This is a genomic window from Pseudomonas sp. PVC-5-1, assembly GCF_057444345.1.
In genome coordinates, this window is the sequence record NZ_CM172024.1 from 3,865,291 (window position 1) to 3,890,368 (window position 25,078).

Here is a 25,078-nt window from a genome sequence, read left to right on the forward strand (position 1 = left end):
AAAAGGAACTTCTCATGTCGAGCCAGTCCACGCAGGGCTACGTGCAGTCGGTCGATCACTTCGCCAACCAGCAGCGCCAACCAGAAGAAACCCTCTACCTTTTACTGGACCCATTCGCCGGCTGCCCGCCTGAGCACCCGCTGGCCATCGCTGCCCTCAGCAAAGCGCTGGGTAGTGATGCCGTAACGCGCATCGACTGCAGCCTCCTGGTGCAGGATCCTGAGTGCTGGCCAGCTCTGGTGCGGCTCGCCGAACCCAGCGATACGCCCACAGCCCTTGCCCTATTAAGCGCGACCTGCGCCGCTCGTGAATCGGCAGCTACCTGGCACTACGTGTGTGGCTGGCTGATCAGCGATCAACCCGCCGACCTCATCGCCCAGCACATCAGCCAGCAGTGTCAGGTGCTGCGTCAACCAGAACCGCACGGTATCACCGCCTGGTTCGAACCCGTGCGGCTGGCGCTGCTACGCACGACCCTGAAAAACGCAGGCGAAGTCCTCGGGCCTGTTCGCAGCTGGCTACATCCCGATGGTTCTGGCAGTTGCGAGGTATTCGAGCGAGAACCCATGGCTGGCGAACTGGCCGTCCCCGAGGCCGTAAGGGCGACCCAGCACGTCGCACCGCAGATCATTCAACTGCTCGGTGCCTGGCATCGCCTGAGTGCCGTGCAGCATCCCCATGCACCCTGGCACTTCGCAGGTTCCTCAGGCTTGCCGGAAAACGCCCCCACCCATGCCATGAACCTGATCCTCAAGGCGTTCAAGCAGGGCCTGCGCGACCGCGCCGATATCCAGTGCATGAGCCTGCACATGCTCATGATCCACCCACTGCTCCTTCAGCACCCGACCATCCAGCATGAGGTGGAAAGGGCAGCGGCCGGCGAGCAGCGCCTGGCGGACCGCTTCGCCAGCTACGACGACTGCACCTGGTCGCACATCGTCGCCGGCCTGCCGAAGGCAAGGAGTTACCCATGAGCATCAGCAAAGCCATCCACATCGCCATGCAGGAAGAGATCCCCAACACCTACGGCACTTGCAATGCCTGCGAACGCTCCGGCCTGCCGATTCTACTGCTGCGCGAGGCCTACGCCCCACGCCCGGACACAGGGCGCCCCTATCGCCTGGCAGACGACAGCGAAATCATCTTCCACCCGATGCACACCGACCAATTGCGCCTTTTGCGCCAGGGTTATGTCTACGTACTGCTCGACCAGGAAATCTGGCAGGCCTACGAGGTGGCGGCGGAAGGTACCTTGCGGCGCTTCCCGGTGTCGCAGATGCCCTTTGGGCCACCCAGGTCGTTACCCAAGGTATGCGCCACCGAAGGCCACGATGTGATCGCCTCGTTCATCAACATCGATACCCTGCTCTACCGCAAGGCCTGGATCGCCTTCGCCAACGACCCCTGGCCCCGTGCGGTACTCGACCGCTATCGGCAAGGCATCGCCGACAGTGACCCGGGCACCCTCGCCCGCTTCGTCGAGGTGGACCTGAACACCGCACGCAACGACCCTGCCAGCCTCGGCATCGCCATGACCGACAGCTTCCGCTTCGGCCTGGAACAGGTGCTGGAGTTCTCGACCTTTTCCTCTGCCAGGTTTACCAGCGTTCATGGCTTTTACAGCCGCCTGGGCCGCTGGCATGAAACCCGCACGCATGTGCGCAATGTCATCCAGCAGGAACAACTGCCCAATGGCGTGCTGGCGCTGACACTGCCCGACCCGGTCGGCATGGTCATGGAGCTCAACGCGCAACGCACTGGCTGGGTGCAGGCCCTGCAGGAATGGCGGGCGCAGCCGCAGCGGCACTTCGAATACTTCACCTCGCAAGCACTACTGGGCATCCGCGAATTGCACGCGGCCATGGCGGCCGTGCAAGGTGCCGAGGACGCGCAGCGGGAAGCCCGGCAGGTCGAGCAGTGGAACGACAGCCCGATCGCGGCCAAGGCGTATCTGCCGCCGGTGGACATCGACGCGCAGACCGAACGCAACACCGCGCGCAAGCAGCAGGACGCCCGCGAGCGGCTGGAAGAGCGTTACGACGAAAGCGCCCGCGCCGCGTTCCAGGCCGATTACGACCGCGAACTGAAAAACTGGCAGTCGATGATCGACCAGGTTGGCGATCTGTATGCGCGGCACTATGCCAAGCGGGCGTTTCAGCAGATCGGCTACTACGACTATGACGCGACCTCCCCCGTTTCGGTGGAGTACTTCATCCAGATGATGGCCGCCTGCCTGGCCGGCGGGCCCACTGAAACCTTGCCGCAGGAGGGTCAGCCGCTCGGGATCACCCAGCATATCTGGCAGCAGCTGCTGGAAGACGACCGCAGCCTGTTGTACCAGGCACTGCTGGCCAAGAATCAGAAGCTGATGCAGCAGGTGGCCAGCGCGCTGTCCGGGGACGACTTCGGCAAGGTGTACGACATCATCAAGGGCATCGCCGGTACCGCCGATGGCCAGCTGTTGATGATCAAGCCAATACAGGATGCCGTTGGCCAGTTGCTGGCCGCGACCAACAGCGCCGGGAATGCGCTCAGCCAGCACCTGAGTGAACGGACCAAGACCCTGATCGGTCATGTGCATCGCTCGGCGTTTGCACTCTTCGCCGGGCAGCAGGTGACCCCACTGCGGGTGTCGCTGACAGTGGGCGAGTACATGAGCCTGCTCAACGAGGCCCTGGAGGCGCGGACCGATGCGTTTCTGCAGCAGGTAGACAAGCAGTTCCGTGACCCACTGGGCCGCAAGGTGCGGGCCATGGTGCTGAGTGGCGCGATCAATATTGCGGCAGCGGGTAACCGTAGCCAGATGATCGAGGTGATGCTCTGGACGTTGGAAAGTGCTGAAAGATTACAGGCGCGGCTGGTGCAGTTGCGCGAAGGTGCAGCCGGTGGCGTCGGGGCGCTGGTACGCAATGTTGCGATTGGTGCGGGTACGCTGCGTGCGCAGGTTACGAGTGGTTTGAAGATCAGTTCTACGGCCGCGCAAAGCGTGGCAAGCGATGCGATGCGCAGCCTGCGGGATGCTGCAGCGAGTAGCGGAAGCGTCGGGCTGCTATTTGCCTTGGGCAGCATGTGGTTCCATCAGGACAGCCTGGGCAAGAACTATCGAGCGTTGCAAGAGACGCATCAGGACAACCCGGAGGCGCTTGCGGCGATCTGGTCTTCCTCCCTGGGTTTGTTGGGGGCGAGTGTGGAGGCGGCAGGACTGGCTGTTGCAGTCATACGCCCGAAGATACCGTGGCCCGGAACAGTGACGACAACGTCTTTGGGAACCGGTATTGCTCGATACGGCGCCGGCATTGCGGGAATAGCTGGAATGATGGATGGGGCACAGTACCTGTTCGCCAGCCTGCGTACTCATAAGCGCGGAGATTTAACGTCAGCAGATGAATACAGGACTGCGGGCATAATGGCTGGCGCTTCCGCCATTGCAGGTGTACTTGGAGCTTTCGGCCCCGCCACATTATTTGGCCCAATCGGTATAGCTATCATTCTAGGACTGGCCGCCTATGCAATAGCTTCCGAGGCAAAGCAAAATGAATCCTCTCCAACAGAGCTTTGGGCTCGTCAAAGCAGATGGGGATTATCTGAAGACAACCGTCTCTGGACCGAAGCCAAGCATCTTGACACTGCAATTGGTGCTTTGAATGCGGCAGCAATTGGCGTTCAAGCCGAGATTTCCATAAGGACTCAACTCACCAATCATACGAACATGCAGACTTCCGAACCAAAAGGGATGATCATCGGCAACGAGCCTGCAACACCCGCAGAATACACACTTAATTATTACTTCCTCTTACCTAAATACGCCGAGGGTACATCTCGCCATGAGTGGCATTTAAGCATTCATCGTACTGGCGCTCAAAGAGAAATCATTACCGTATCGGGTGATAGTAGTCCGACTAACCAATTGCAGATCAGCCTACCAAAGGGAAAAGGAGTCTTCGGCCACATTGACAACCCACAGCCTTTGGTGCGTTTCAACAACAAGAACAGTACGTTGACCATACAGGGGACTCTGCCTTTGCTGGTAGATCATCACATCAACGCCATTGAATTTAGCCTGCGTTACTGGCCAGACAAGCAGGACGAACTTGGGCATGCCCATGTAACAATAACAGAAAACTACATGCACAGCTTGGAGCCCCTGACAAAATGGCCCGACCCTTATTAAATCCTGCCTGCCCGGGCTGGAAGGAAGACCTCCCCGCCCCTTACACAGTCAACTCAATAGAAAAATATATGGGCAATCAAATACCTAACCATCAGTGCATGACTTACTTAGAGATTCCGCGACAAAGCGTATCATCACGAGGGGTGATTTCAGCCTTTGCCTTCCTCTTGTGCATACTTTTCGCCTTTAGCCTTTACATGATGACACTTACGCTCGACCCCCGAAATTTTGAATCGCTGCTGCTCTCAATATCTGAAATCTTCCTGGTTACCTGGCTGGTTACTATAGGCCTTCGCATGGATATTTCTCCACCTCGCGACGAACCCATAAGGTTCAACCGTGCACGCCAGAAAATCTACGCCTACAACTTCAAACGCCAATGGTGGAACCCCTTCGACAAAGGCAAGGTTGTGCCGGTCAGTTACGACTGGTCCCAAGTCCGCGCCGAGCGCTGGTCACAAACCGGCGCCCTGCCAAACGGTGGGGTCATTTTCAAATGGGGTGTCATGCTGTCCATCGTCGCGCCGGGCACGAACAACGTCATCGACCGTTTTCACCTGAGCACCATGGGTGCCGACCAGCATGCCTGGGCCTACATCTGCACCTACATGCAGGAAGGCCCCTCAGCCCTGCCACCACCCGGCCCACCCAAGGATCACAACGATGTGCTCTGGTGTGAGTTCGCCCTGCGCCTGGCACCCCGAGTAGAGTGGCCAGCGGAAATGGATCTGGAGTCGAGAACCGCCCCCTGAGCTTACTGTCTTGCGCTGCTTGCTCTGGCCCCATCGCCGGCATGCCAGCTCTCATAGAACTGCACATGACTCATTGAATTAGCAGGGACTCTGTGGGAGCGGCTTCAGCCGCGAACACCGGCGCAGCCGGTGCCATGCACCGCGTTGGATTCTTCGCGGCTAAAGCCGCTCCCACAGGGTACGCGGGCCGCTTGCGAATTCAGTTTTCTACGCGACAACGCAGCCCAAAGGGCTGGGCAATCTCTCTTAGACTGCACATGACTCATTGAATTAGCAGGGACCCTGTGGGAGCGGGCATGCCCGCGAACACCGGCGCAGCCGGTGCCATGCATCGCGCTGGATTCTTCGCGGGCACGCCCGCTCCCACAGGGGTTACATGGTCGGCGCCACCAACCTGTACCCCACCCCTGGCTCGGTGATGATGAACCGCGGCGCCGTGGGGTCATCTCCCAGCTTCTGCCGCAGATGCCCGACCACTATCCGCAGGTAATGGGTGTCATCCACATGGGTAGGCCCCCAGATATCCTTGAGCAACTGCTGCTGGGTAATCACCCGCCCCGGGTGCCCGGCCAGTTGCGCCAGCAGCGCATACTCCTTGCGGGTCAGCGCCACTTCCACGCCATCCAGGGTCACCCGGCGAAAAGCAAAGTCCACCATCAGCGGCCCAAAACTGGCCGCCACTTCCGAGCCACCTGCCTGCGGCACCTGGCGCAGCAAGGCGCGCACCCGCGCCAGAAACTCCTGGATGCCGAACGGCTTGGTCACATAGTCGTTGGCTCCACCATCCAGCGCATCGACCTTCTGCACTTCACTGGCGCGCACCGACAACACCAGCACCGGCACCGCGCTCCATTCGCGCAGGTCACGCAGTACCTGCTGGCCGTCCATGTCCGGCAGGCCCAGGTCGAGTACCACCAGGTCCGGCTTGCCCAGCGCCGCCTGGGCGAGCCCTTCCGCGCCGGTGGCGGCCTCGAGCACCTTGTAGCCTTGCGAGGCCAGGCTTATGCGCAGGAACTTGCGGATCTGCGGTTCATCGTCGATGACCAGGAGGGTGGCGGACTGACTCATGGGGTTTCGCTTTCGGTTTCAGGTTGAGGGGGCAGCGGCAAGCATAAAGTGATGCTGGTGCCCTGGCCATCGATGCCTTCGCCCACCAGGATCTGGCCGCCATGGGCGCCGATCATGCCCTGGCAGATCGCCAGGCCCAGGCCGGTGCCCTGCCCGCCGCGGTCGCCGCGAGCGGCGGTGTAGAACATGTCGAAGATCTTCTCACGGTCTTCCACGGGAATGCCGGGGCCCTGGTCGCTGACGGCGAAACACAACCGGGCGTCCTGCACCGACACCTGCAGCTCCAGCCGGCCATTGGCTGGCGAGAAGCGCGCGGCATTTTCCAGCACGTTGACCAGCGCCTGCTCGATCAACGCCGCATGCACGAACAGCAACGGCAGCTCGGCCGGCACGTCGGTGTGCACGCGCAGTGGTGCCAGCACCGCGCGCAGGCGGTTGAGCGCGCTGCCGACGATGTCGGCCGGGGCCACCCAGTCGCGGGCCAGCTTGAGGCCGCCGTGGCCCAGGCGGGTCATGTCGAGCAGGTTCTGGATGTAGCGGTCGAGGCGTTCGGCCTCGTTGCGGGTGCCCTCCAGCAGTTCGCGGCGGTCGGCGGCGGAGATCGCCTCGCCCAGCGCCAGCAGGCTGTCGATGCTACCGCGCATGGCGGTCAGCGGGGTACGCAAGTCATGGGAAACGGACGCGAGCAAGGCGCTGCGCAGCTGCTCGGTTTCGCCATGCAGCCGCGCGGCCTCCAGCTGTTCGGCCAGCCGGGCGCGGGCCAGGGCCTGGGCCAGTGGTTGACCAAGGGCGGTGAGCAGGCGCCGGCGCGGGTCGCTGAGCGGCTGGCCGGAGCGTGAGCGCACACCAAGCAATGCCAGGGGCTGCTCATCCACCGCCAGTGGCCACCACCACCAGCGGCCATTGGGCAGGGTGTCGCTGCCATGACCGGCGGCCTGGCCGTGCTGCCAGGCCCATTCTGCAGCGGCGCGTTCGTTATCGCTGAAAGCATGGGCTTCGCCGCTGACCACCTGCAACTGGCCTTCGACATTGCGCTCCAGCAGGCACACCTGCATGTCCTGCCAACCGTCCAGGTGCTGGCCGGCGGCGTTGAACACCGCCTGGCGGTCGGTGGCCACGGTCAGCCGGCGCGACAGGTCGAGCAACTGGCTGGTCTGCGCCTGGGTCTCGCGCAGCGCCTGCAACTGGCGGCGCTGGCGGGCGGCCAGGTTGCCGGTGAGCGCGGCCATCAACAGGAAGAACACCAGGGTCAGCACGTCTTCTTCGCGCTGGATCCTGAACGACAGGTTGGGCGGGATGAACAGGAAGTCGTAGGTCAGGAACGACAGCACCGCGCAGGCCAGCGCAGGCCCCAGGCTGCTGCGCACTGCCACCAGCAACACCGCGGCCAGGAACACCAGCGATATGTTGGGCAGCGCCAGCACACTCGACACCGCCCAGGCCAGGCCTGCGGCCATGACCGTGGCCAGCAGCGCCAGCAGGTAATGGCGCCAGACCCACACCCGTCGTACCGCCGAACGCGGCGCTTGCGGCTGCGCGTCGCGGTCCAGCACGTTGATTTCCAGGCCGTGGCTTTCGCGCAGCAGCCGCGCGGCCACACCGGCACCGAACAGGCGCCGGCGCAGGCGGTCGCGGGACTGCCCGACCAGCACCAGACTGGCCCGCCGTTCGGCGGCATGCTGGATCAGTGTGCGCACCACTTCGCCGGCACGCAGCAGTACCACCTCTCCACCCAGGCGTTCGGCCAGTTGCTGGGCAGCTTGCAGACGCTGGCGTGCGGTTTCGTCGCGCAGGCGGCCGTTGTCCACGTGCACCAGGCTCCAGGGCAGGTGGCGGCGTTGCGCCACGCGGCTGGCATGACGCACCAAACGTTCCGCCTGGTCGTCGCCATCCACGCCCACCAGCAAGCGCCCACGCAGGGCCGGGGCTTCCTGGCCGCGCTGGCGATAGCCGTGGGCCAGGTCGGCATCCACCTGGGCAGCGGCGGTCTGCATGGCCAGCTCGCGCAGGGCGGTAAGGTTGGTTTGCGAGAAGAACGCATCGATGGCGGCCCGCGCCTGCTCGGGCACGTACACCTTGCCTTCGCGCAGACGTTCGAGCAGCTCGCGGGGTGGCAGGTCGATCAGCACCAGCTCGAAGGCTTCCTGCAGCACCCAGTCCGGAAGGGTTTCGCGCACTTGCACGCCAGTAATGTCGCGGACCTTGTCGTTGAGGCTTTCCAGGTGCTGGACGTTGACCGTGGTGTACACATCGATGCCGGCGGCCAGCAGTTCCTGTACGTCCTGCCAGCGTTTGGCGTGGCGGCTGCCGGGCGCATTGGTGTGGGCCAGTTCGTCGACCAGCACCAGGGCCGGCGCGGTCTTGAGAAGGCCGTCAAGGTCCATTTCCTCGAGCGTTACGCCGCGGTACTGGCTGCGCAGCAGGGGCTGCTGCTGAAGGCCAGCGAGCAATACCTCGGTTTCGGCACGGCCATGGGTTTCGACCACCCCGGCCAGCACCTGCACGCCCTGGCGTTGCTGGGCGTGGGCGGCCTGGAGCATGGCGAAGGTCTTGCCGACGCCGGGGGCGGCGCCAAGGAACACCTTCAACCGCCCCCGGCCGCTTCGCGGGAGGGTAGCCAACAGCGCGTCTGCGCGGGCGGAGTCACTCATCTTTCATCCTTTGGTGTGGCGGCGTCCTGCAGCCTCTTTTGGGCCTGCTTCGCAGGCTTGCCCGCTCCCACAGGGTGATCGCAATACTCGGAAGCTGCGCTGTACCTGTGGGAGCGGGCAAGCCCGGGAAGGGCCGCAAAGCGGCCCCCATATCAGTGGCCCAGATGCTCAAGTGCCTGGTTCAAGGCCAGCACATTGACCACCGGCGGGCCGATCAATGGGTGGAGGGTGGCCTCTTCCAGCAAGCCTTGCAAGCGCTCCACCGGCAACTGCCGTGCCGCCGCCACCCGAGGGATCTGGTAGGCCACGGCCTCCGGCGGCAGGTGCGGGTCGAGGCCGCTGCCCGAGGTGGTGAGCAGCGCCTGGGGCACCGGCCCCTGCTGCGCCTGGTACAACGCAGCCGCATCGCCCTTGACCCGCTCGGCCAGCGCCGGGTTGCTCGGCGACAGGTTGCTGGCGCTGCTGGCCACGGTGGCGTAGGCGCCTGCCGATGGCCGCGCGTGGAACCAGCCATCGCCCTGGAAATCCTGGGCAATCAGCGCCGAACCGCGCACCTGGCCTTGGTCATCGCGCACCAGGCTGCCATTGGCCTGGCTGGGGAAAGCCACCTGGGCAATACCGGTCACCACCAGCGGATACAGCGCGCCGGTCACCAGGGTCATCAACAGGGCCAGGCTCAATGCCGGGCGTACATAAGCATTCATGGTGGCCTCCTCAGACCAGGTGCAGGGCATTGAGCAGCAGATCGATCAGTTTGATCCCGGCAAACGGCACGACAATGCCGCCCAGCCCGTAGATCAGCAGGTTGCGCCGCAGCAGGTGCGCCGCACTGGCCGCCTGCACCCGCACGCCGCGCAGCGCCAGCGGGATCAGCACGATAATGATCAGCGCGTTGAACACGATGGCCGACAGAATCGCACTCTGCGGGCTGGCCAGGTGCATCAGGTTGAGCACGCCCAACTGCGGGTAGATGGCGGCGAACAGCGCCGGGAGGATGGCGAAATACTTGGCCACATCATTGGCGATGGAGAAGGTGGTCAGCGCGCCGCGGGTCACCAACAACTCCTTGCCGACCTGCACCACATCCAGCAGCTTGGTCGGATCACTGTCGAGGTCGACCATGTTGGCTGCCTCGCGCGCCGCCTGGGTACCGTCGTTCATGGCCATGCCCACGTCAGCCTGGGCCAGTGCCGGGGCGTCGTTGGCGCCATCGCCGCACATGGCCACCAGGCGGCCGTCGTTCTGCTCCTGGCGGATGCGCGCCAGCTTCTTCTCCGGCGTGGCCTCGGCCAGCACGTCATCCACGCCGGCCTCGGCAGCGATGGCGGCGGCGGTCAGCGGGTTGTCGCCGGTCACCATCACCGTGCGAATGCCCAGCTTGCGCAGCTCGGCAAAGCGCTCGCGAATGCCGGGTTTGACCACATCCTTGAGGTGGATCACGCCAAGCAGGCGCTTGTCCAGGCACACCAGCAGCGGTGTACCGCCGCTCTGGGCAATACGCTCCACTTCACGGGCCAGTGCCGGTGGCATTTCCAGGCGTTGCATGCCGACGAACGCCAGTACGGCATCGACAGCGCCCTTGCGGTAGCGGTGTTGCTGGAAGTCGATCCCCGACAGGCGCGTCTCGGCGCTGAAAGCCACGGCCTCGAACTGGCCGGCGGACGGTTCGACAAAATCATGCAGCTGGCGCAGATACTCGACGATCGACTTGCCCTCGGCGGTGTCGTCCGCCAGCGAGGCCAGCAAGGCGCCCTCCCCCAGCTCGCGGGCGGTGATGCCCGGTGCCACGTGCAGCGCACTGCAGCGGCGGTTGCCGAAGGTAATGGTGCCAGTCTTGTCGAGCATCAGCGTGTGCACGTCACCGGCTGCCTCCACCGCCCGGCCCGAGCGGGCGATGACGTTCAGCCGCACCAGCCGGTCCATGCCGGCAATGCCGATGGCCGACAGCAGGCCGCCGATGGTGGTGGGGATCAGCGTTACCAGTAATGCGGCGAGAAAGATCAGCGGCAGGCTGCCACCGACAAAGTGGGCGAACGGCTGCAGGGTCACCACCACGATCAGGAAGATCAGGGTCAGGCCGATCAGCAGGATGTCGAGGGCGATCTCGTTGGGCGTCTTCTGCCGCTTGGCGCCCTCGACCAGGGCAATCATGCGGTCGAGGGTCGATTCGCCCGGGTTGCTGGTGATGCGGATCAACAACCAGTCTGAGACCAGCCGGGTATTGCCGGTCACCGCTGAGCGATCGCCGCCGGACTCGCGGATCACCGGCGCGGACTCGCCGGTAATGGCGGCCTCGTTGACCGCAGCGATACCTTCAAGCACCTCGCCGTCACCGGGAATCATTTCACCAGCTACCACGCGCACCACGTCGTCCTTGCGCAGCGCGCTGGCCGCTACGGTTTCGTAGCTGCCATCACGCTTGCGACGCTGGGCGGTAAGCCCTTGGCTGCCAGCCTTGAGGCTGTCGGCGCGGGCCTTGCCACGGCCTTCGGCCAGGGCCTCGGCAAAGTTGGCGAACAGCACGGTGAACCACAGCCACAGGGCGATCTGCACGGCCACACCGGTGCTCACACCGCTGCCGGGAGCGAAACACAGGACGGTGGTCAGTACCGCAGTCAGGGCGACCACCAGCATCACCGGCGAGCGCTTGAGTTGGCGCGGGTCGAGCTTGACGAATGCCTGCACCAGCGCCGGGCGCCACAATGCGGCGAAACGGGTCTGATCCTTGGCACTTTGCCGGGCTTTTACTTCAGCAATGGGCATGTTCATGGTCGGTCCTCAAAAACCCAGACTCAAATGTTCGGCGATCGGCCCAAGGGCCAGGGTCGGCAGGAAGGTCAGGCCACCGACCAGCAGGATGGTGACCAGCAGCAGGCTGGTGAACAGCGGGCCATGGGTGGGGAAGCTGTTAAGCCCCTGGGGCGCGCTTTTCTTCGCCGCCAGGCTGCCGGCCAGCGCCAGTACCGGCAGGATGTAGCCGAAGCGGCCGATGAGCATGGCCAGGCCGATCATCAGGTTGTGGTACACCGTGTTGGCACCAAAGCCGGCAAAGGCCGAGCCGTTGTTGGCCGTGCCCGACGTATAGGCATACAGCAGCTGGCTGAAGCCATGCGCACCCGGGTTGCTGACCGCACCTGCCGGGCCTGGCAGGCTGGCGGCAATGGCGCCGAGCACCAACACGCCGACCGGCATCACCAGCAGGGTCGCCACCAGCAACTGCACCTCGCGGGCCTGCAGTTTCTTGCCCAGGTATTCCGGGGTGCGGCCGATCATCAGCCCGGCCAGGAACACCGCGATCAATACGAACAGCAGCATGCCGTAAAGCCCTGCACCGACGCCGCCGAAGATCACCTCACCGACCATCATGTTGACCATCGCCACCATGCCGGTTAGCGGGTTGAGGCTGTCGTGCATGGCATTGACCGAACCGTTGGAGGCAGAGGTGGTAGTCACTGTCCACAGCACCGAACCGGTGGTGCCGAAGCGGGTTTCCTTGCCCTCCATCGGGGCGCTTTGCTGTACCTGCACGCTCTCGAGGGCCGGGTTGGGCTGGTACTCGGACCACAATGCCGTGCTGCCGCCGATCAGGAACAGGGCCAGCATGCAGGCGAGGATTGCGCGGCTCTGGCGCAGGTCCTTCACGTAGTGGCCAAAGGTGAACACCAGCGCCACCGGAATGAGGATGATCGAGGCCACCTCGAACAGGTTGCTCCAGGCCGTGGGGTTTTCGAACGGGTGCGCCGAGTTGACCCCGAAGAAGCCACCGCCGTTGGTACCCAGTTGCTTGATGGCGATCTGGCTGGCGGCCGGGCCCAGCGGGATGGTCTGCTCGGTGCCTTGCAGGGTGACCGCGTGGGCGTAGTCGGCCAAGGTTTGCGGTACGCCCTGCCATACCAGCAGCAACGCCAGCAACAGGCACAGCGGTAGCAAGCCGTAGAGGGTGGCGCGGGTCATGTCGACCCAGAAGTTGCCTAGCGTCGTGGCGCTGCGCCGTGCGATGCCGCGGCACAGGGCGACCAGCACGGCCAGGCCGGTGGCGGCGCTGACGAAGTTCTGCACGGTCAGGCCGAGCATCTGGCTCAGGTAGCTGACCGACGCCTCACCGCTGTAGGCCTGCCAGTTGGTGTTGGTGACGAAGCTGACCGCGGTATTGAACGCCAGCGACCATTCCTGGCCGGGTAGATGCTGCGGGTTGAATGGCAGGTAGCCCTGCAACAGCAGCACGGCGAACAGCAGCAGGAACCCGGCCAGGTTGAAGGCCAGCAGAGCCAAGGTGTACTGCTGCCAGTTCTGTTCCTGGCTGGCGCGCACGCCCGCCAGCCGGTAGCAGGCTTGCTCGACCGGGCCCAGCACGGGCGACAGCCAGGTGCGCTGGCCTTCCATGACCTTGAAGTAGAACCGCCCGAGCCAGGGTGCAGGTAGCAGCACGATGGCGAAAAATGCCAACAGCAAGGCGAAGTCGTAACTGTGCATGGCCACTCCCTAGCTGCGATCGGCGCGCAGCAGCGCCACCAGCAGATAAAACGCCAATGCCACTGCCAGCAGCAGTGACAGCCCGTCGAGCATGTTCATGTGTGGTTCTCCCCGTGGTGCGGCTTGGGCCGCTTTGGGGAAATTGTCCGAGCGAGGGGCGTAAAGGGGCGAGACTGGGAGGTGGGGATGGCGATAAAGAAGGCGTAAAGATCGGGAGTTGAGGTTGCCTGAACCGGCCTCTTCGCGGGTAAACCCGCTCCTACAGGGACCGCACCGCTCTCCCGGGCTGTGGAGATCCTTGTGGGAGCGGGTTCACCCGCGAAGAGGCCAGTACAGGTTTACTGCTGAGGCGGCTGCGGGACGGCGTTGCGGCTCCAGTCCAGCAGCAGGCTGTAGCCGACCGCCAGCAAGGTCGGCCCGATGAACAGGCCAATGAAGCCAAAGGCGATCAAACCGCCGAATACCCCCAGCAGCACGATCACCAGCGGCAGGTTGCCGCCACGGCTGATCAGGTACGGTTTGAGCACGTTGTCCACGCCACTGATGATGAAGGTGCCCCAGGCTCCCAGGAACACCGCCATGCCGTATTCGCCTTTCCATACCAGCCAGCCGGTGGCCGGAATCCATGCCAGTGGCGGGCCCATGGGGATCAGGCTGAGCATGAAGGTCACCAGGCCCAGCACAATGGCCCCGGGCACACCGGCAATCAGGAAGCCGATCAATGCAAGCACGCCTTGCGCGGCGGCTGTACCGATCACCCCGTTGACCACCCGCTGCACCGTACCGGCGACCAGCTCCAGGTAGTACTCGGCACGGTCGCCCATCAGGCGGTGCAGCAAGCGCAGGACGAACGCCGACAAGCGCGGGCCATCGCGGTAGAAGAAGAACACGAATACCAGGCTGAGGGTCAGCTCCAGCACGCCGCTGCCGATCTGCGCGCTGCGCGCCAGCAACCAGTTGCCCACCTGCCCCAGGTGCGGCTTGACCGAGGCCAGCAAGGCCGCGCCCTGCTGGTCCAGCGATTGCCACCAGCTGACCAGGCGCTCGCCAACCAACGGGATGCCACCCAGCCACGCCGGAGCATCGGGCAGGCCGTCCACCTGCACGTCACGCACGAACGCCGTCGCATCGCGAATGTGGTCGGCCAGGTTGAACCCCAGCCACACCAGCGGCAGCGCCACGATCAGGATCCAGGCAGTGGTCAGCAGGCTGGCCGCCAGGGTTTCGCGCCCTCCCAGCGCACGCGTCAGCAAGCGCATCAACGGCCAGCTGGCAAAGGCCAGGATGGCGCCCCACAACAGCGCTGAAATGAAAGGTGCCATCACCCACAGGCCGGCACCCAGCAGCGCCAGCAGCAGAATCTGGACCAGCAAGCGGTCATTGTTAGCCATGGTGGTGCTCGTTCAACGGATCAGTTCAAGGTGCAGGCCGTCGGTAGGTGCACTACCGACTTCGAGGCGGCCATTGCGCACGCCCGCCTTGACCAGCGCCTCGCGCCAGGCTTCAGCCTGGGCCCCACTGAGGCTGGCACGCAGGGTGCTGTCGAGGTTCAGGCTACGGGCCAGCAGGTTCGCCCAGGCGTCTTGCGGCGCGGCCAGGTCAGGGTAGTCGAGCTTGCCGGTGTCGCGCATTTCGCGCAGCACCGTGGCGGCGGTCGGCAGCAGTTCGCCCAGCGGGCTGCCGGCGACGAACTCTTCCACGTGCAGGTAGGCGCGGCGGTTGCCGCGGGTGACACTGTACAGCGCGACCAGGGTGTCGGCCTGCTCCGCCGAGCGGCGCAGCAGGATGAACGCCTGCTGCTCGTCGCCGCCGTTGAGGCGGGCATTGCCGAACACATCATTGGCCCACAGGCTGGCCTCGCCGCAATCGCGCCCCTGGCACCAGAACAGCGGGTAGCCGCCGTCGCGCTGCAGTGCTTCGCGAGCGCTGGTGAAGGCTTCGCGAGCAGTACGCTCGACCGGCAGTTCGTAGGTTACCGAGCTGACCTGGCCACGGCTTTCGACCTTGTCCTCGACCCGCAGGCGGCCGCTGATCTTGCGCAGCGGGCCCATAGGGTAGACGCGCTCCTGCTCCACGGCCGGGCGCTGGTCGACCACCTTGGCGTCCACTGGTACCGGCAGGCTGCCGGCCCACAAAACGGGGCTGGCGAACACCAGGCAGGCAGCGAAGGCATTACGGATGGCAACAGGCGCGCTCATTGGCGAACCAGGCGGCGCTCAGCGCCGAGGTGAAGCTCCAGGATGTCTGGCAGTTGCATGGTTGTCTCCCTGTTCAACCCGCCAAGCCTCGACACTTGTCCGGTGCAAGTCAAGCAAAGCCAAAGAAGCGATTGAAACAGTCTGCGACAAGGGCCGCGCCCTGCTCATCGTTCAGGTGCAGGTGATGGCCACCGGGCAGCGTCACCTGCTCAAAGGGTAGCTGCTCCAGCAACCCTGTGTGGCGCGCCAGCATGCCGTCGGCAGCCACCACCAGGCGCGCCGAGCAACTTACCCGGCGCACGTAGGCCATGGCCTGGGCCTCGCTCAGGCGCACTGGCGAAGGCAGGGTCAGGCGGCTGTCGCTGCGCCAGCTGTAACCGCCGGGCACCGGCATCAAGCCACGCTGGGCCAGCAGCTCGGCCGCCTCACGGCTGACCGCGACCATGCCTTTCATGCGTGCCTGCACGCCCTGCTCCAGTGTGGTGTATACCGACTTGCGCTTGCCATCCAGGCGCAACTGGGCCAGCAGTGCCATGCCCAGCCGCTCCCCGGCGTCCTGCTCGGCGCCGGTCGGCGGAATGACCCCGTCGATCAGGGCCAGATGGCTGACCCGCTCCGGCAACGCGCCAGCCAGCTGCACCGAAATGATTGCCCCCAGCGAATGGCCCAGCAGGGCAAAACGTTGCCAACCCAGCTGCTCGGCCACCCGCAGCACGTCATGGGCGTAGTCGGCCAGGGCATAGCCGGCACCGAGCGGCCGGTGCTCGGAGTAACCATGCCCGGCCAGGTCCAGGGCGACGATGCGCAGGCCTTTCAGATGCGGCGCCAGGCGGGCGAAGCTGTTGGCGTTATCCAGCCAGCCATGCAGGGCGATTACCGGCAGCCCATCCTCGGGGCCGAACAGGTGCGCCGCCAGTTCGATATGACCCAGGCTCAGGCGGATCTCCTCGACCTGCGCGCTCATGCCTGGCTCCAGCGGTCGAACAGGCCCTTGATCAGGCTGGCGGTGTCGGTTGGTCGCTCAAGCGGGAACATGTGCCCACCCGGCACGCTGTGGTATTCGCCCCTGGGCATGCCACGCACGGCCAGCGTGTGGTGGCGGCGAATGACGTTGCTGCGCTCGCCGCGGACCATGGCCAGCGGCACCTGCAACTGCCGCGCGGGCGCAGGGCTGGTATGCGGGATGCTGCGGTAGATGCTGATTTCCGTGGCCGGGTCGAAGCGCAACTGCAGCCCCTGCTCCATCGCCTGCAGGCCGTGCTCTATGTAGGCATCGAGGCAGTCGGGGTCGAAATGGCGGAACAGTGACTTGCCGGCGAAATAGTCCCGGGCACTGTCGCGGTCATTGAAGGTTTCGCGGCGCCCCAGGGTGCGGCCAGCCGGGGTGATACGGTCAATGAAGCCGAAGCGCTTGGCGGTGCGCAGCAGCCACTGGTCGGCGCGGGTGAGCACCGGAGAGTCGAGCATCACCACGCCGCGATAATACTCGGGGCAGCGCAAGGCTGCGTGCAGGTGCAACACTCCGCCCAGCGAATGGCCGACGCCCCATACCGGCTGGTCTTGCCGAGCCAGGTGGTGCAGCAGTTCATCGACCAGGCTCTGCCAGTTGTCGTCCACCGGAAAGCGCGGATCGTGGCCGTGCTGGGCCAGGTGCTGCACTTGGTAGTCCGGTGCCAGGGCGGCGAACAGCTTGCCGTAGGTGGCCGACGGGAAACCGTTGGCATGGGCGAAGAAGATCTGCTGCGACATGGCGCCGGGTCCGGATGCGAGATGATGGCCCATTGTCGGTATCGCGGGGCAGTTCGGCAACGTCCGGAAAGGTCATCGGCGAGGGCTATCAGGTCAGGCTTGTGGGCGCGGGCACTGCCTGTAGGAGCAGCCTTGTGCTGCGAAGAGGCCATAACTGCCGGAGAAGAGCTATTGCCCTACTGGCCTCTTCGCAGCACAAGGCTGCTCCTACAGGAAACCGAGATAGCCTGAGAACTCAGGCCGGCGAGTTGATCGCCCGAAGGGTCATCAACCCAGCCAGCGGCCAGTCCCCTTCCAGCTCCGCCAGGCTTGCAGTGCTCATGCCCGCCGGTTGCTGCTGGTGGCCATGCTGCAACGCCCCTACCAAGGTACCCACCAGCGGCTGATGGCTGACCAGCAGCACATGCTCCAGGCCCAGGCGCTCGATTTCACCGATAACCTGCTGCACATCACTGTCAGGCGTCAGCCAGGGCACGGTGCAAACCGGCTCGGCGAAGCCCAGGGTGTCATGCACCAGGGCGGCCGTTTGCTGGGCGCGCACGTAAGGGCTGGCGATGATCGCCTGCAGCGGCTGGCCCAGCAGGCGGGCGGCGCTATGCAGCACCTGTTCGCGACCATGGGCGGTCAGCCGGCGCTCGGCATCGCTGTTGGCCCGCGGCTCGGCTTCGCCGTGGCGCAGAACCCACAGCTTCACAGCTTGGGCTCCTCGTCACGCACCGGGTGCGGGGCCGGGGCCACCGCATGCGGCGCCTCGCCTTCCGGGGCACGCGGTGCCGGCCAGTCGGCGAACGGCCAGGGCTTCTGGTCGCTGTGGAAGCTGCCGAAGCGGCCGATCTGCGCCAGGTACTGGCTCAGGCTGTCGCCGAAGTTCATCAGGCTGGCGCTGGGGGCGCCGTACACCAGGCGGTAGATCAGTTGTACCAGCACCAGGCCACCGAGCAACAGCTCGGCCAGCTGCCAGACCACCAGGAACACCAGCATCCACAGGGCCCGCAGGATGATCGACTCGCGCTGGGCGCGTTCGGGCGTATCGTTCATGTGTTGCTCCTTGCTGTTGTCAGAGCCGCTCGAGGCTCAGTTGAAACCGCTGATGGAAATGAAATCGACATCGGTCTTCGGCTCGGCACGCATCAGGTGCTCGATCACCTGGTTCAGCGTGCGGCCTTCGAACAGGATGGCATGCAGGCCAGCCACCAGCGGCATGTACACCTGCACTTCCTGCGCCTTGGCCTTGAGCACCTTGAGGGTATTGACGCCTTCGGCCACTTCGCCCAGGCGGCTGACCGCCTGCTCCAGGCTCAGGCCCTGGCCCAGCGCGTGGCCGACCTGGTAGTTGCGGCTCTTTGGCGAGGAGCAGGTGACGATCAGGTCACCGACACCGGCCAGGCCGAGGAAAGTCATGGGGTTGGCCCCCTGGCTGACGGCGAAGCGGGTCATCTCGGCCAGGGCGCGGGTAATCAGCATGCTCTTGGTGTTCTCGCCCATGCCCAGGGCCACCGCCATGCCAGCGATGATGGCGTAGACGTTCTTCAGCGCCCCGCCCAGCTCGACGCCAAACCGGTCGGCACTGGCGTAGACGCGGAAGGTACGCCCATGCAGCACGGCCTGCACCTGCTGGCACAGTTTTTCGTCCTCGCTGGCGACCACCGTGGCGGTCAGCGCATGTTCGGCGATTTCACGGGCCAGGTTGGGGCCGGACAGCACGCCGATGCGCGCCTCGGGGGCGATTTCCTCGAGGATCTGGCTCATCAGCTTGAAGCTTTGCGCTTCGATGCCCTTGGTCAGGCTGACCAGGCCCTTGCCGCGCAGCAACTCGGCATGCGGAGCCAGCACGCTACGCAAGGCGCTCGATGGCAGGGCGACGAAAATCAGCTCGCTGGCCTGCAGAGTGGCCAGTAGGTCGCTGACCGGCTCGACGCCGTCGTGCAAGCGGATGCCCTTGAGGTAGCGCGGATTCTCGCGATTGACGCGCATGGCCTCAGCCTGTTCCGGGTCGCGCATCCATTGGCGCACCGGCACACCGTTTTCTGCCAGCAGGTTCGCCACGGCGGTGCCGAAGCTGCCGCCTCCCAGAACTGCAACAGGTTGCTGTTCAGTCATATCCAATCCGTTAAAGCCAAAAGTTAAGTGGCGACCCAGCCATTATACGGCTCGCCTGCTACAGAACCAGTGTCAGTACCGGCCCTTTCGCGGGCACGCCCGCTCCCACAGGGGATAGCGCAGTCCTTCAGAGCGGCGCCGCACCTGTGGGAGCGGGCGTGCCCGCGAAAGGGCTCGACAGGTAGAGCAGATCACTGGCAAAACCCCCACGGTCGGTTACCATGCCTGTTTCAATCCTGATACAAGGCCGCTTTGTGTTCCCTGGCACGCCCTCGTACCCGCGCCTGCTCATACTGACTGCCCTGCTCGGCGGCCCGGCCGTGGCCGATGACCTGTTCATCGACAACGCGGACCTGCCGCAGGTTCTGACCGCCACGCGCCTGAAACAATCCCCCGCCGCAGTCCCGGGTAGCATGACCGTGCTCGACAGCGAGCTGATCCGCGCCAGCGGTGCCCGTGACATCCCCGAGCTGCTGCGCCTGGTGCCGGGCATGATGGTGGGCTACAACGCCGGCAACCAACCCACGGTCAACTACCACGGCAGCAACGTCAACGATGCCCGACGCATGCAGGTGCTGATCGATGGCCGTTCGGTGTACCGCGCCGGCCTGGCCACGGTGGACTGGAGCGACATCCCCCTGGCCATGGAGGATATCGAGCGCATCGAGGTGTTCCGCGGCCCCAACACGGTCAGCTACGGCGCCAACGCGCTGATGGCAGTGGTCAACATCCTTACCCGCAACCCTGCCGACAGCCATGGCACGCGGCTGAAGATGACCCGCGGCCAGGACGGCATCAACGATTTCTACGCCAGCCACGGCTTCGGCTGGGATGGTGGCGACATGCGCCTGTCGCTGTCAGGCCAGCAGGACGATGGCTTCGACGAGAACCAGTTCGGCCAGGACTACCGCGACAGCCGCCGGCTGACCCGCTTCAATATCAACGCCAGCCACAGCCTGGCACACGACCAGACCCTGGAATGGCAACTTGCTGCGAAGGAAGGCAGCAACCAGCGGCCTTATACCTACCAGCCGGTGTTCGCCAAATACGAAGCCGGTAACAACGCTGACGTCAGTGCCAAGGACTACGCCGGCTCATTGCGCTGGACCAAGGACTTCAGTTCTGAGCACAGCCTGTATATCCAAGGCTCTGCCCAACATTTCGACCGTCAGCAGGTGTGGCGTGCCTGTGACGCTTTGCAGTCGTTCAGCCCGGAATTGACCCAGCTCTGGCAAATGAACCCCGATTTCGCCGAAAAAGTGGCGCGCGGCATTGCTACCGGCGCGCCACTTTCGACCAACGATCCCGTCATGAGAGGGCTTCTGGAGAAGGTCCAGCAGCAATGGGCGAACGGTGGCAAGCAGCAGGTCTGCGGCGACGTCGACCAGAGCACCCGCGAAACCCGCTACGACCTGGAAATCCAGGACACCCTGAGCCTGACCGACAGCCTGCGCCTGCTCAGCGGCATGAACTACCGCTATGATCGTGCCGACTCGCAGACCTACTTCAATGGCAGCATCGACGACCAGACCTGGCGCCTGTTCGGCCAGCTGGAGTGGCGCGCCGACGAACACTGGATCCTGCAGGGTGGTGCCATGTTCGAGGACTCGCGCCTGTCTGGCAGCTCGCTGACCCCACGCGTGGCGGTCAACTACCTGATCACCCCGCGCCATGGCCTGCGTGCAGTGTATTCCGAGGCAGTGCGCTCGCCAGACATGTTCGAGAACAACGTCAACTGGAGCTACACGGTCAAGAACCTGACCCCCAACGCCTTTGGCCTGCAAAACGGCGAATACTTCGTCAAGACCCGCGGCCCGGGCGACCTCGACCAGGAACGCATGCGCTCGCGCGAACTCGGCTACAACGGCTACTTCAGCGACATCGACCTGAACATGGATGTGAAGCTGTTCTATGACGAGATCACCGGCATGATCAGCGAGCCCCTGAAGAACAACCAATACATCGCCAGCAATGCCAACAAGGCCCGTTTCAGCGGCAGCGAGGCGCAACTGGACTGGCGCCCGACCCTGCGCGACCGCCTGCGGGTGACCTACGCCTACGTGGATGCATGGGCCAGCAACCCCGCCGACCGCCGCCTCAGCGCGCGCAACAGCGGCTCGGCCGGATGGATGCGCGAGTGGGGTGCCGGTTGGTCGAGCGCGCTGTTCTATTACGGCGACGATGCGCTCAACCAGTACCGCTACGAGCGCCTGGACCTGCGCCTGGCCAAGCGTTTCCGGGTGCATGGCAGCAACCTGGAGCTGGCGGCGCTGTGGCAACAGCGCCTGGACGATGAGCCGACCACGGCAATCCAGAACCGCTACGACAGCCGCCACCGCCTGAGCGTCAGCGCGGAGCTGGAGTTCTGATGGCCCTGCTGCTGCGCCTGTTGCTGTTGTGCCTGTGGCCGATGGGGCCGCTGTTCGCCAGCGAAATCCTGTTGGTAGGCGCGGAAGACCAGCCTGGCATTCGCAGTTTCGTCGCCGCGCTGGAAAGCCGCCGGCCGCACGACCATGTACATTTCCAGACCACCGACGACCTGCCACGTCCGGGCAAGCTCAAGGCTGACCAGCGCCTGATCCTGCTGGACAACGCCGCACTGGAATGGCGCCTCGCGGAAACTGCCGGCCCGCCGGCCCTGGCCATGAGGGTCAGCCGGGTACAGGCTGAACAGCGCCTGGGAAAGTCGCGGCCCGCGTTCCTCACGCTGCTGTGGAGCGATCCGCCGCTGGGCCGGCAGTTGCGCCTGGCGCGCTATCTGCTGCCGCAGGCCCAGCGCATTGGTGTGCTGTACGGTGAGCACAGCAGCTTTCTGCTCGAAGAGCTGCGCCACGCCGCCCGCGCGCTGGACCTGGAGATCATTGCCCAGGACTGGCCCGACCCGCGCGACAGCCGCCCTTTACAACACTTGTTGGCCAACAGTGACGTGCTGCTAGGCCTGGACGATGCCGACCTGTACAACTCCAAGACTGCGAAAAACCTGCTGTTGAGCAGCTATGGCCGGCAGATGGCGCTGATCGGCCCGAACGCCGGGTTCGTCCGCGCCGGCGCCCTGGCCAGCACCTTCAGCAACCAGGACGATTGGCTGGCGGTGCTCGACCAGTTGCTCGACCAGCCACCGGCGCGCTGGCCACGCAGCCTGTACCCGGTACGCTTCGGCGTCAGCGGCAACCAGCAGGTGGCGCGCGCCCTGGGCCTTGAACCGATCGATCCGAACGCCGCCGCCAAGGCCCTGGCCGAAGGAGAACCCACCCCATGAGCAAGCGCCTGAGCTGGGACATCCACACCCGCACCCAGATCATCAGCCTCGGCCCTGCCCTGCTGCTGACCTTGCTGCTGATCAGTTTCTTCACCTTCGTGCGTATCCAGGACCTGCGCCAGGAACTGAACCACACTGGGCAACTGATCGCCAACCAGCTGGCGCCAGCCTCGGAATACGGGGTGATCTCGGGCAACAACGAAGTGCTCGAGGGCCTGATGCGCGCCACGCTCAGCATCCCCCACGTGCGCTTCCTCGAGGTGCAGGACAGCCGCAACCACATACTGGTCTATGTGGAGCAGTCCGACGAAAGTGCCAACCGCGCGCAGCGCGTCGAAGTGTTCCAGGCGCCCATCCGCCTGCAGCAGATCCGCCTGGACAGCGACTTCCTGCAACAGGGCAAAGCCACCACCCCGGCCATCGGCGACGATTACCTGGGCCGGGTCATCGTCGGCATGTCCGATGACGCCTTCAGCCAGCGCCAGCAGGAAATCGTGATCAAGGCCGGCATCCTCGCGCTGTTCGCCCTGCTGTTCACCTTCCTGCTGGCGCGCCGCCTGGCCCTGAGCCTGGCCAAGCCGATCAGCGACATGGGCCATGCGGTCAAGGCCATCCAGCAGGGCGAGTACCACACCCTGTTGCCGGTGGTCGATGACAGCGAACTGGGCCATCTGGCACGCCACATCAATAACCTGGCCCATGCCCTGGCGCAGGCCAGCAATGAACAGAAGCAGGCGATTGCCGAGCTTATCCAGGCCCGCGAGGAGGCCGAACAGGCCAACCGCGCCAAATCGGATTTCCTCGCGATGATGAGCCACGAGCTGCGCACGCCGATGAATGGCGTGCTGGGCATGCTGCAGTTGCTGGAAACCACGCAGTTGAACAGCGAGCAGGCCGAGTACACCGCGGTGGCCAGCGAATCCACCGGGCACCTGCTCAAGGTCATCAACGACATCCTCGACTTCTCGCGCATCGAACGCGCCGCGCTGCAACTGGAACACATCGACTTCAACCTGGGCGAACTGATCACCAGCAGCGTCCAGTCGTTCCAGCACAGCGCCCAACAGCGCGGCCTTGCCCTGCACCTGCAAATGCCGGCGGGTATCGAGCAGCTGCAGGTGAACGGCGACCCCACGCGCATCCGCCAGATCCTGCTTAACCTGGTCGGCAACGCGCTGAAATTCACCGAACGCGGCCAGGTTCAGGTCGAGGCGCGCTGGCAGGTGCTGGACCGCCAACTGATCTGGCTGACCTGCAGTGTGCGCGACACCGGTATCGGCATCGACAACGAACGCCTGGAAATGATGTTTGTCGCCTTCCAGCAGGCCGACAGCTCGATTTCCCGCCGCTATGGCGGCACCGGGCTGGGGCTGTCGATCGCCCGCACCCTGGCCGAACGCATGGGCGGCAAGCTGCGTGGCGAAAGCCGTGAGGGCCTGGGCTCGACCTTCACCTTGGAGATGCCTCTGGCCCTGGCCAGCCCTGCCCCGCTCTCGCTGACGCAGCCAAGCGCTGCGCCACCGGCGGTGGCCGACAATGATCAGGTGCTGCTGGTAGAGGACAATCCGGTCAACCAAAGTGTCATCGAAGCCATGCTGCGTAGCCTGGGGCTAGCGGTATGCACGGCCGAGGACGGCCTGGAGGCGGTAGAACGGGTCAGCCGGCAGCGTTTTGCCGCCGTGCTGATGGACTGCCGCCTGCCGCACCTGGACGGCTATGAAGCCACCCGGCGTATCCGCCAGCTGCCCAACGGCGCCAGGCTACCGATCATCGCCCTGACCGCCAACGCCTTGCAGGGCGACCGCGAGCGTTGCATGGCGGCCGGCATGGACGACTACCTGAGCAAACCCTTGCGCCGCACCGAACTGCAGCGTGTGCTGCAGCGCTGGCTACCCGGTCAGACAACCGCGACTGGCGATAAATGCTAAAGTGCGGCAGTCTTAAACACTGGACAGGACCTTCATCGGACCTGAAAATAGACGTTTCAGTGCACACCTGTACTTCTTTCACCGGGTGCACTGTGACTTTCACCACAACGCAATAGTCTACCTGTAGGCTGCCGCCCCGAACGCGATGCGTATCGGGCCGGCCGGGAAGATTCATCCCCTGCCGCAGGGGGTTATTGAGGAGCTCGCATGACCAAACAACACGCCTTTACTCGGGAAGACCTGCTGCGCTGCAGTCGCGGTGAGCTGTTCGGCCCAGGTAATGCGCAACTGCCCGCGCCGAACATGCTGATGGTCGATCGCATCACCCATATCAGCGAAGAAGGCGGCAAGTACGGCAAAGGTGAATTGGTCGCCGAGCTGGATATCAATCCGGACCTGTGGTTCTTCGCCTGCCACTTCGAAGGCGACCCGGTAATGCCGGGCTGCCTGGGCCTCGATGCCATGTGGCAGCTGGTAGGTTTCTTCCTCGGCTGGCAGGGCCTGCCAGGCCGCGGGCGCGCCCTGGGTTCGGGCGAGGTGAAGTTCTTCGGCCAGGTACTGCCGGAAGCCAAGAAAGTCACTTACAACATTCACATCAAGCGCGTCCTGAAGGGCAAGCTGAACATGGCCATCGCCGATGGCTCGGTCAGCGTCGACGGCCGCGAGATCTACACTGCCGAAGGCCTGCGGGTCGGCGTGTTCACCTCCACTGACAATTTCTAAGGGTTA

General features: G+C 64.5%; 20 protein-coding genes. 7 read left to right on the forward strand and 13 right to left on the reverse strand.

What is annotated here, in order from left to right; all coding sequences use genetic code 11:
- Positions 1-14 precede the first annotated feature (14 nt).
- From AC2T3R_RS17765 to AC2T3R_RS17775, 3 genes are read left to right on the forward strand one after another with little or no spacing between them, the layout of a single operon-like run.
- Positions 15-974 (forward strand): hypothetical protein, encoded by a 960-nt coding sequence (locus AC2T3R_RS17765; protein WP_486744038.1) that lies wholly within the window; start codon positions 15-17, stop codon positions 972-974.
- Complete coding sequence (locus tag AC2T3R_RS17770) at positions 971-4,171, forward strand: T6SS effector BTH_I2691 family protein (RefSeq protein WP_486744039.1); 3,201 nt, start codon at positions 971-973, stop codon at positions 4,169-4,171. The genes AC2T3R_RS17765 and AC2T3R_RS17770 overlap by 4 nt, the downstream gene beginning before the upstream one ends.
- The gene (locus AC2T3R_RS17775; protein ID WP_410953608.1) at positions 4,153-4,923 is read left to right on the forward strand and encodes a DUF6708 domain-containing protein; all 771 of its coding nucleotides are present in this window, start codon (positions 4,153-4,155) and stop codon (positions 4,921-4,923) included. Before AC2T3R_RS17770 ends, AC2T3R_RS17775 begins: the two co-directional genes overlap by 19 nt.
- Before the next feature lie 372 nt (positions 4,924-5,295).
- On the opposite strand, the gene AC2T3R_RS17780 is transcribed toward AC2T3R_RS17775, so the two are convergent.
- From AC2T3R_RS17780 to AC2T3R_RS17840, 13 genes are all read right to left on the reverse strand, one after another.
- Positions 5,296-5,991, reverse strand: coding sequence for a response regulator (locus tag AC2T3R_RS17780; protein WP_013973414.1), 696 nt, complete (start codon positions 5,989-5,991; stop codon positions 5,296-5,298).
- Positions 5,988-8,642 (reverse strand): DUF4118 domain-containing protein, encoded by a 2,655-nt coding sequence (locus AC2T3R_RS17785; protein WP_486744040.1) that lies wholly within the window; start codon positions 8,640-8,642, stop codon positions 5,988-5,990. The genes AC2T3R_RS17780 and AC2T3R_RS17785 overlap by 4 nt, the downstream gene beginning before the upstream one ends.
- Before the next feature lie 152 nt (positions 8,643-8,794).
- Positions 8,795-9,346: a potassium-transporting ATPase subunit KdpC gene (gene kdpC / locus AC2T3R_RS17790; RefSeq protein WP_410953606.1), complete on the reverse strand. Its 552-nt coding sequence runs from the start codon at positions 9,344-9,346 to the stop codon at positions 8,795-8,797.
- A 10-nt stretch (positions 9,347-9,356) separates the two neighbouring features.
- A complete protein-coding gene (gene kdpB, locus AC2T3R_RS17795) occupies positions 9,357-11,411 on the reverse strand; it encodes a potassium-transporting ATPase subunit KdpB (RefSeq protein ID WP_367245290.1) in 2,055 nt (684 codons plus the stop codon).
- A 9-nt stretch (positions 11,412-11,420) separates the two neighbouring features.
- Positions 11,421-13,115, reverse strand: coding sequence for a potassium-transporting ATPase subunit KdpA (gene kdpA, locus AC2T3R_RS17800; RefSeq protein WP_486744041.1), 1,695 nt, complete (start codon positions 13,113-13,115; stop codon positions 11,421-11,423).
- Between the two features lie 9 nt (positions 13,116-13,124).
- Positions 13,125-13,214 carry a K(+)-transporting ATPase subunit F gene (gene kdpF, locus AC2T3R_RS17805; RefSeq protein WP_003251485.1) on the reverse strand — a complete coding sequence of 30 codons (90 nt, stop codon included), beginning with the start codon at positions 13,212-13,214 and terminating at the stop codon, positions 13,125-13,127.
- A gap of 239 nt (positions 13,215-13,453) precedes the next feature.
- The gene (locus tag AC2T3R_RS17810; protein WP_013973419.1) at positions 13,454-14,506 is read right to left on the reverse strand and encodes an AI-2E family transporter; all 1,053 of its coding nucleotides are present in this window, start codon (positions 14,504-14,506) and stop codon (positions 13,454-13,456) included.
- A 12-nt stretch (positions 14,507-14,518) separates the two neighbouring features.
- On the reverse strand, positions 14,519-15,313 hold the full coding sequence (locus tag AC2T3R_RS17815) for a DUF4892 domain-containing protein (RefSeq protein ID WP_023661209.1): 795 nt from the start codon (positions 15,311-15,313) through the stop codon (positions 14,519-14,521).
- 109 nt (positions 15,314-15,422) lie between these two features.
- On the reverse strand, positions 15,423-16,277 hold the full coding sequence (locus AC2T3R_RS17820) for an alpha/beta hydrolase (RefSeq protein WP_486744042.1): 855 nt from the start codon (positions 16,275-16,277) through the stop codon (positions 15,423-15,425).
- Positions 16,274-17,062 carry an alpha/beta fold hydrolase gene (locus tag AC2T3R_RS17825; RefSeq protein ID WP_015271083.1) on the reverse strand — a complete coding sequence of 263 codons (789 nt, stop codon included), beginning with the start codon at positions 17,060-17,062 and terminating at the stop codon, positions 16,274-16,276. The genes AC2T3R_RS17820 and AC2T3R_RS17825 overlap by 4 nt, the downstream gene beginning before the upstream one ends.
- Positions 17,063-17,297: 235 nt before the next feature.
- Complete coding sequence (gene sixA / locus AC2T3R_RS17830; RefSeq protein ID WP_410953603.1) at positions 17,298-17,756, reverse strand: phosphohistidine phosphatase SixA; 459 nt, start codon at positions 17,754-17,756, stop codon at positions 17,298-17,300.
- Positions 17,753-18,100, reverse strand: a complete 348-nt coding sequence (locus AC2T3R_RS17835; RefSeq protein ID WP_013973424.1) for a DUF4389 domain-containing protein — start codon at positions 18,098-18,100, stop codon at positions 17,753-17,755. The genes sixA and AC2T3R_RS17835 overlap by 4 nt, the downstream gene beginning before the upstream one ends.
- Before the next feature lie 36 nt (positions 18,101-18,136).
- Positions 18,137-19,162 (reverse strand): NAD(P)H-dependent glycerol-3-phosphate dehydrogenase, encoded by a 1,026-nt coding sequence (locus AC2T3R_RS17840; RefSeq protein WP_013973425.1) that lies wholly within the window; start codon positions 19,160-19,162, stop codon positions 18,137-18,139.
- A 221-nt stretch (positions 19,163-19,383) separates the two neighbouring features.
- Here AC2T3R_RS17840 and AC2T3R_RS17845 point away from each other — a divergent pair, with 221 nt between their 5' ends.
- From AC2T3R_RS17845 to fabA, 4 genes are all read left to right on the forward strand, one after another.
- Positions 19,384-21,531 (forward strand): TonB-dependent receptor plug domain-containing protein, encoded by a 2,148-nt coding sequence (locus AC2T3R_RS17845; protein WP_486744043.1) that lies wholly within the window; start codon positions 19,384-19,386, stop codon positions 21,529-21,531.
- Positions 21,531-22,421 carry an ABC transporter substrate-binding protein gene (locus tag AC2T3R_RS17850; RefSeq protein WP_486744044.1) on the forward strand — a complete coding sequence of 297 codons (891 nt, stop codon included), beginning with the start codon at positions 21,531-21,533 and terminating at the stop codon, positions 22,419-22,421. Before AC2T3R_RS17845 ends, AC2T3R_RS17850 begins: the two co-directional genes overlap by 1 nt.
- Complete coding sequence (locus AC2T3R_RS17855) at positions 22,418-24,349, forward strand: ATP-binding protein (RefSeq protein WP_041505758.1); 1,932 nt, start codon at positions 22,418-22,420, stop codon at positions 24,347-24,349. Before AC2T3R_RS17850 ends, AC2T3R_RS17855 begins: the two co-directional genes overlap by 4 nt.
- Before the next feature lie 207 nt (positions 24,350-24,556).
- Positions 24,557-25,072, forward strand: coding sequence for a 3-hydroxyacyl-[acyl-carrier-protein] dehydratase FabA (gene fabA, locus AC2T3R_RS17860; RefSeq protein WP_003251509.1), 516 nt, complete (start codon positions 24,557-24,559; stop codon positions 25,070-25,072).
- Positions 25,073-25,078 lie beyond the last annotated feature (6 nt).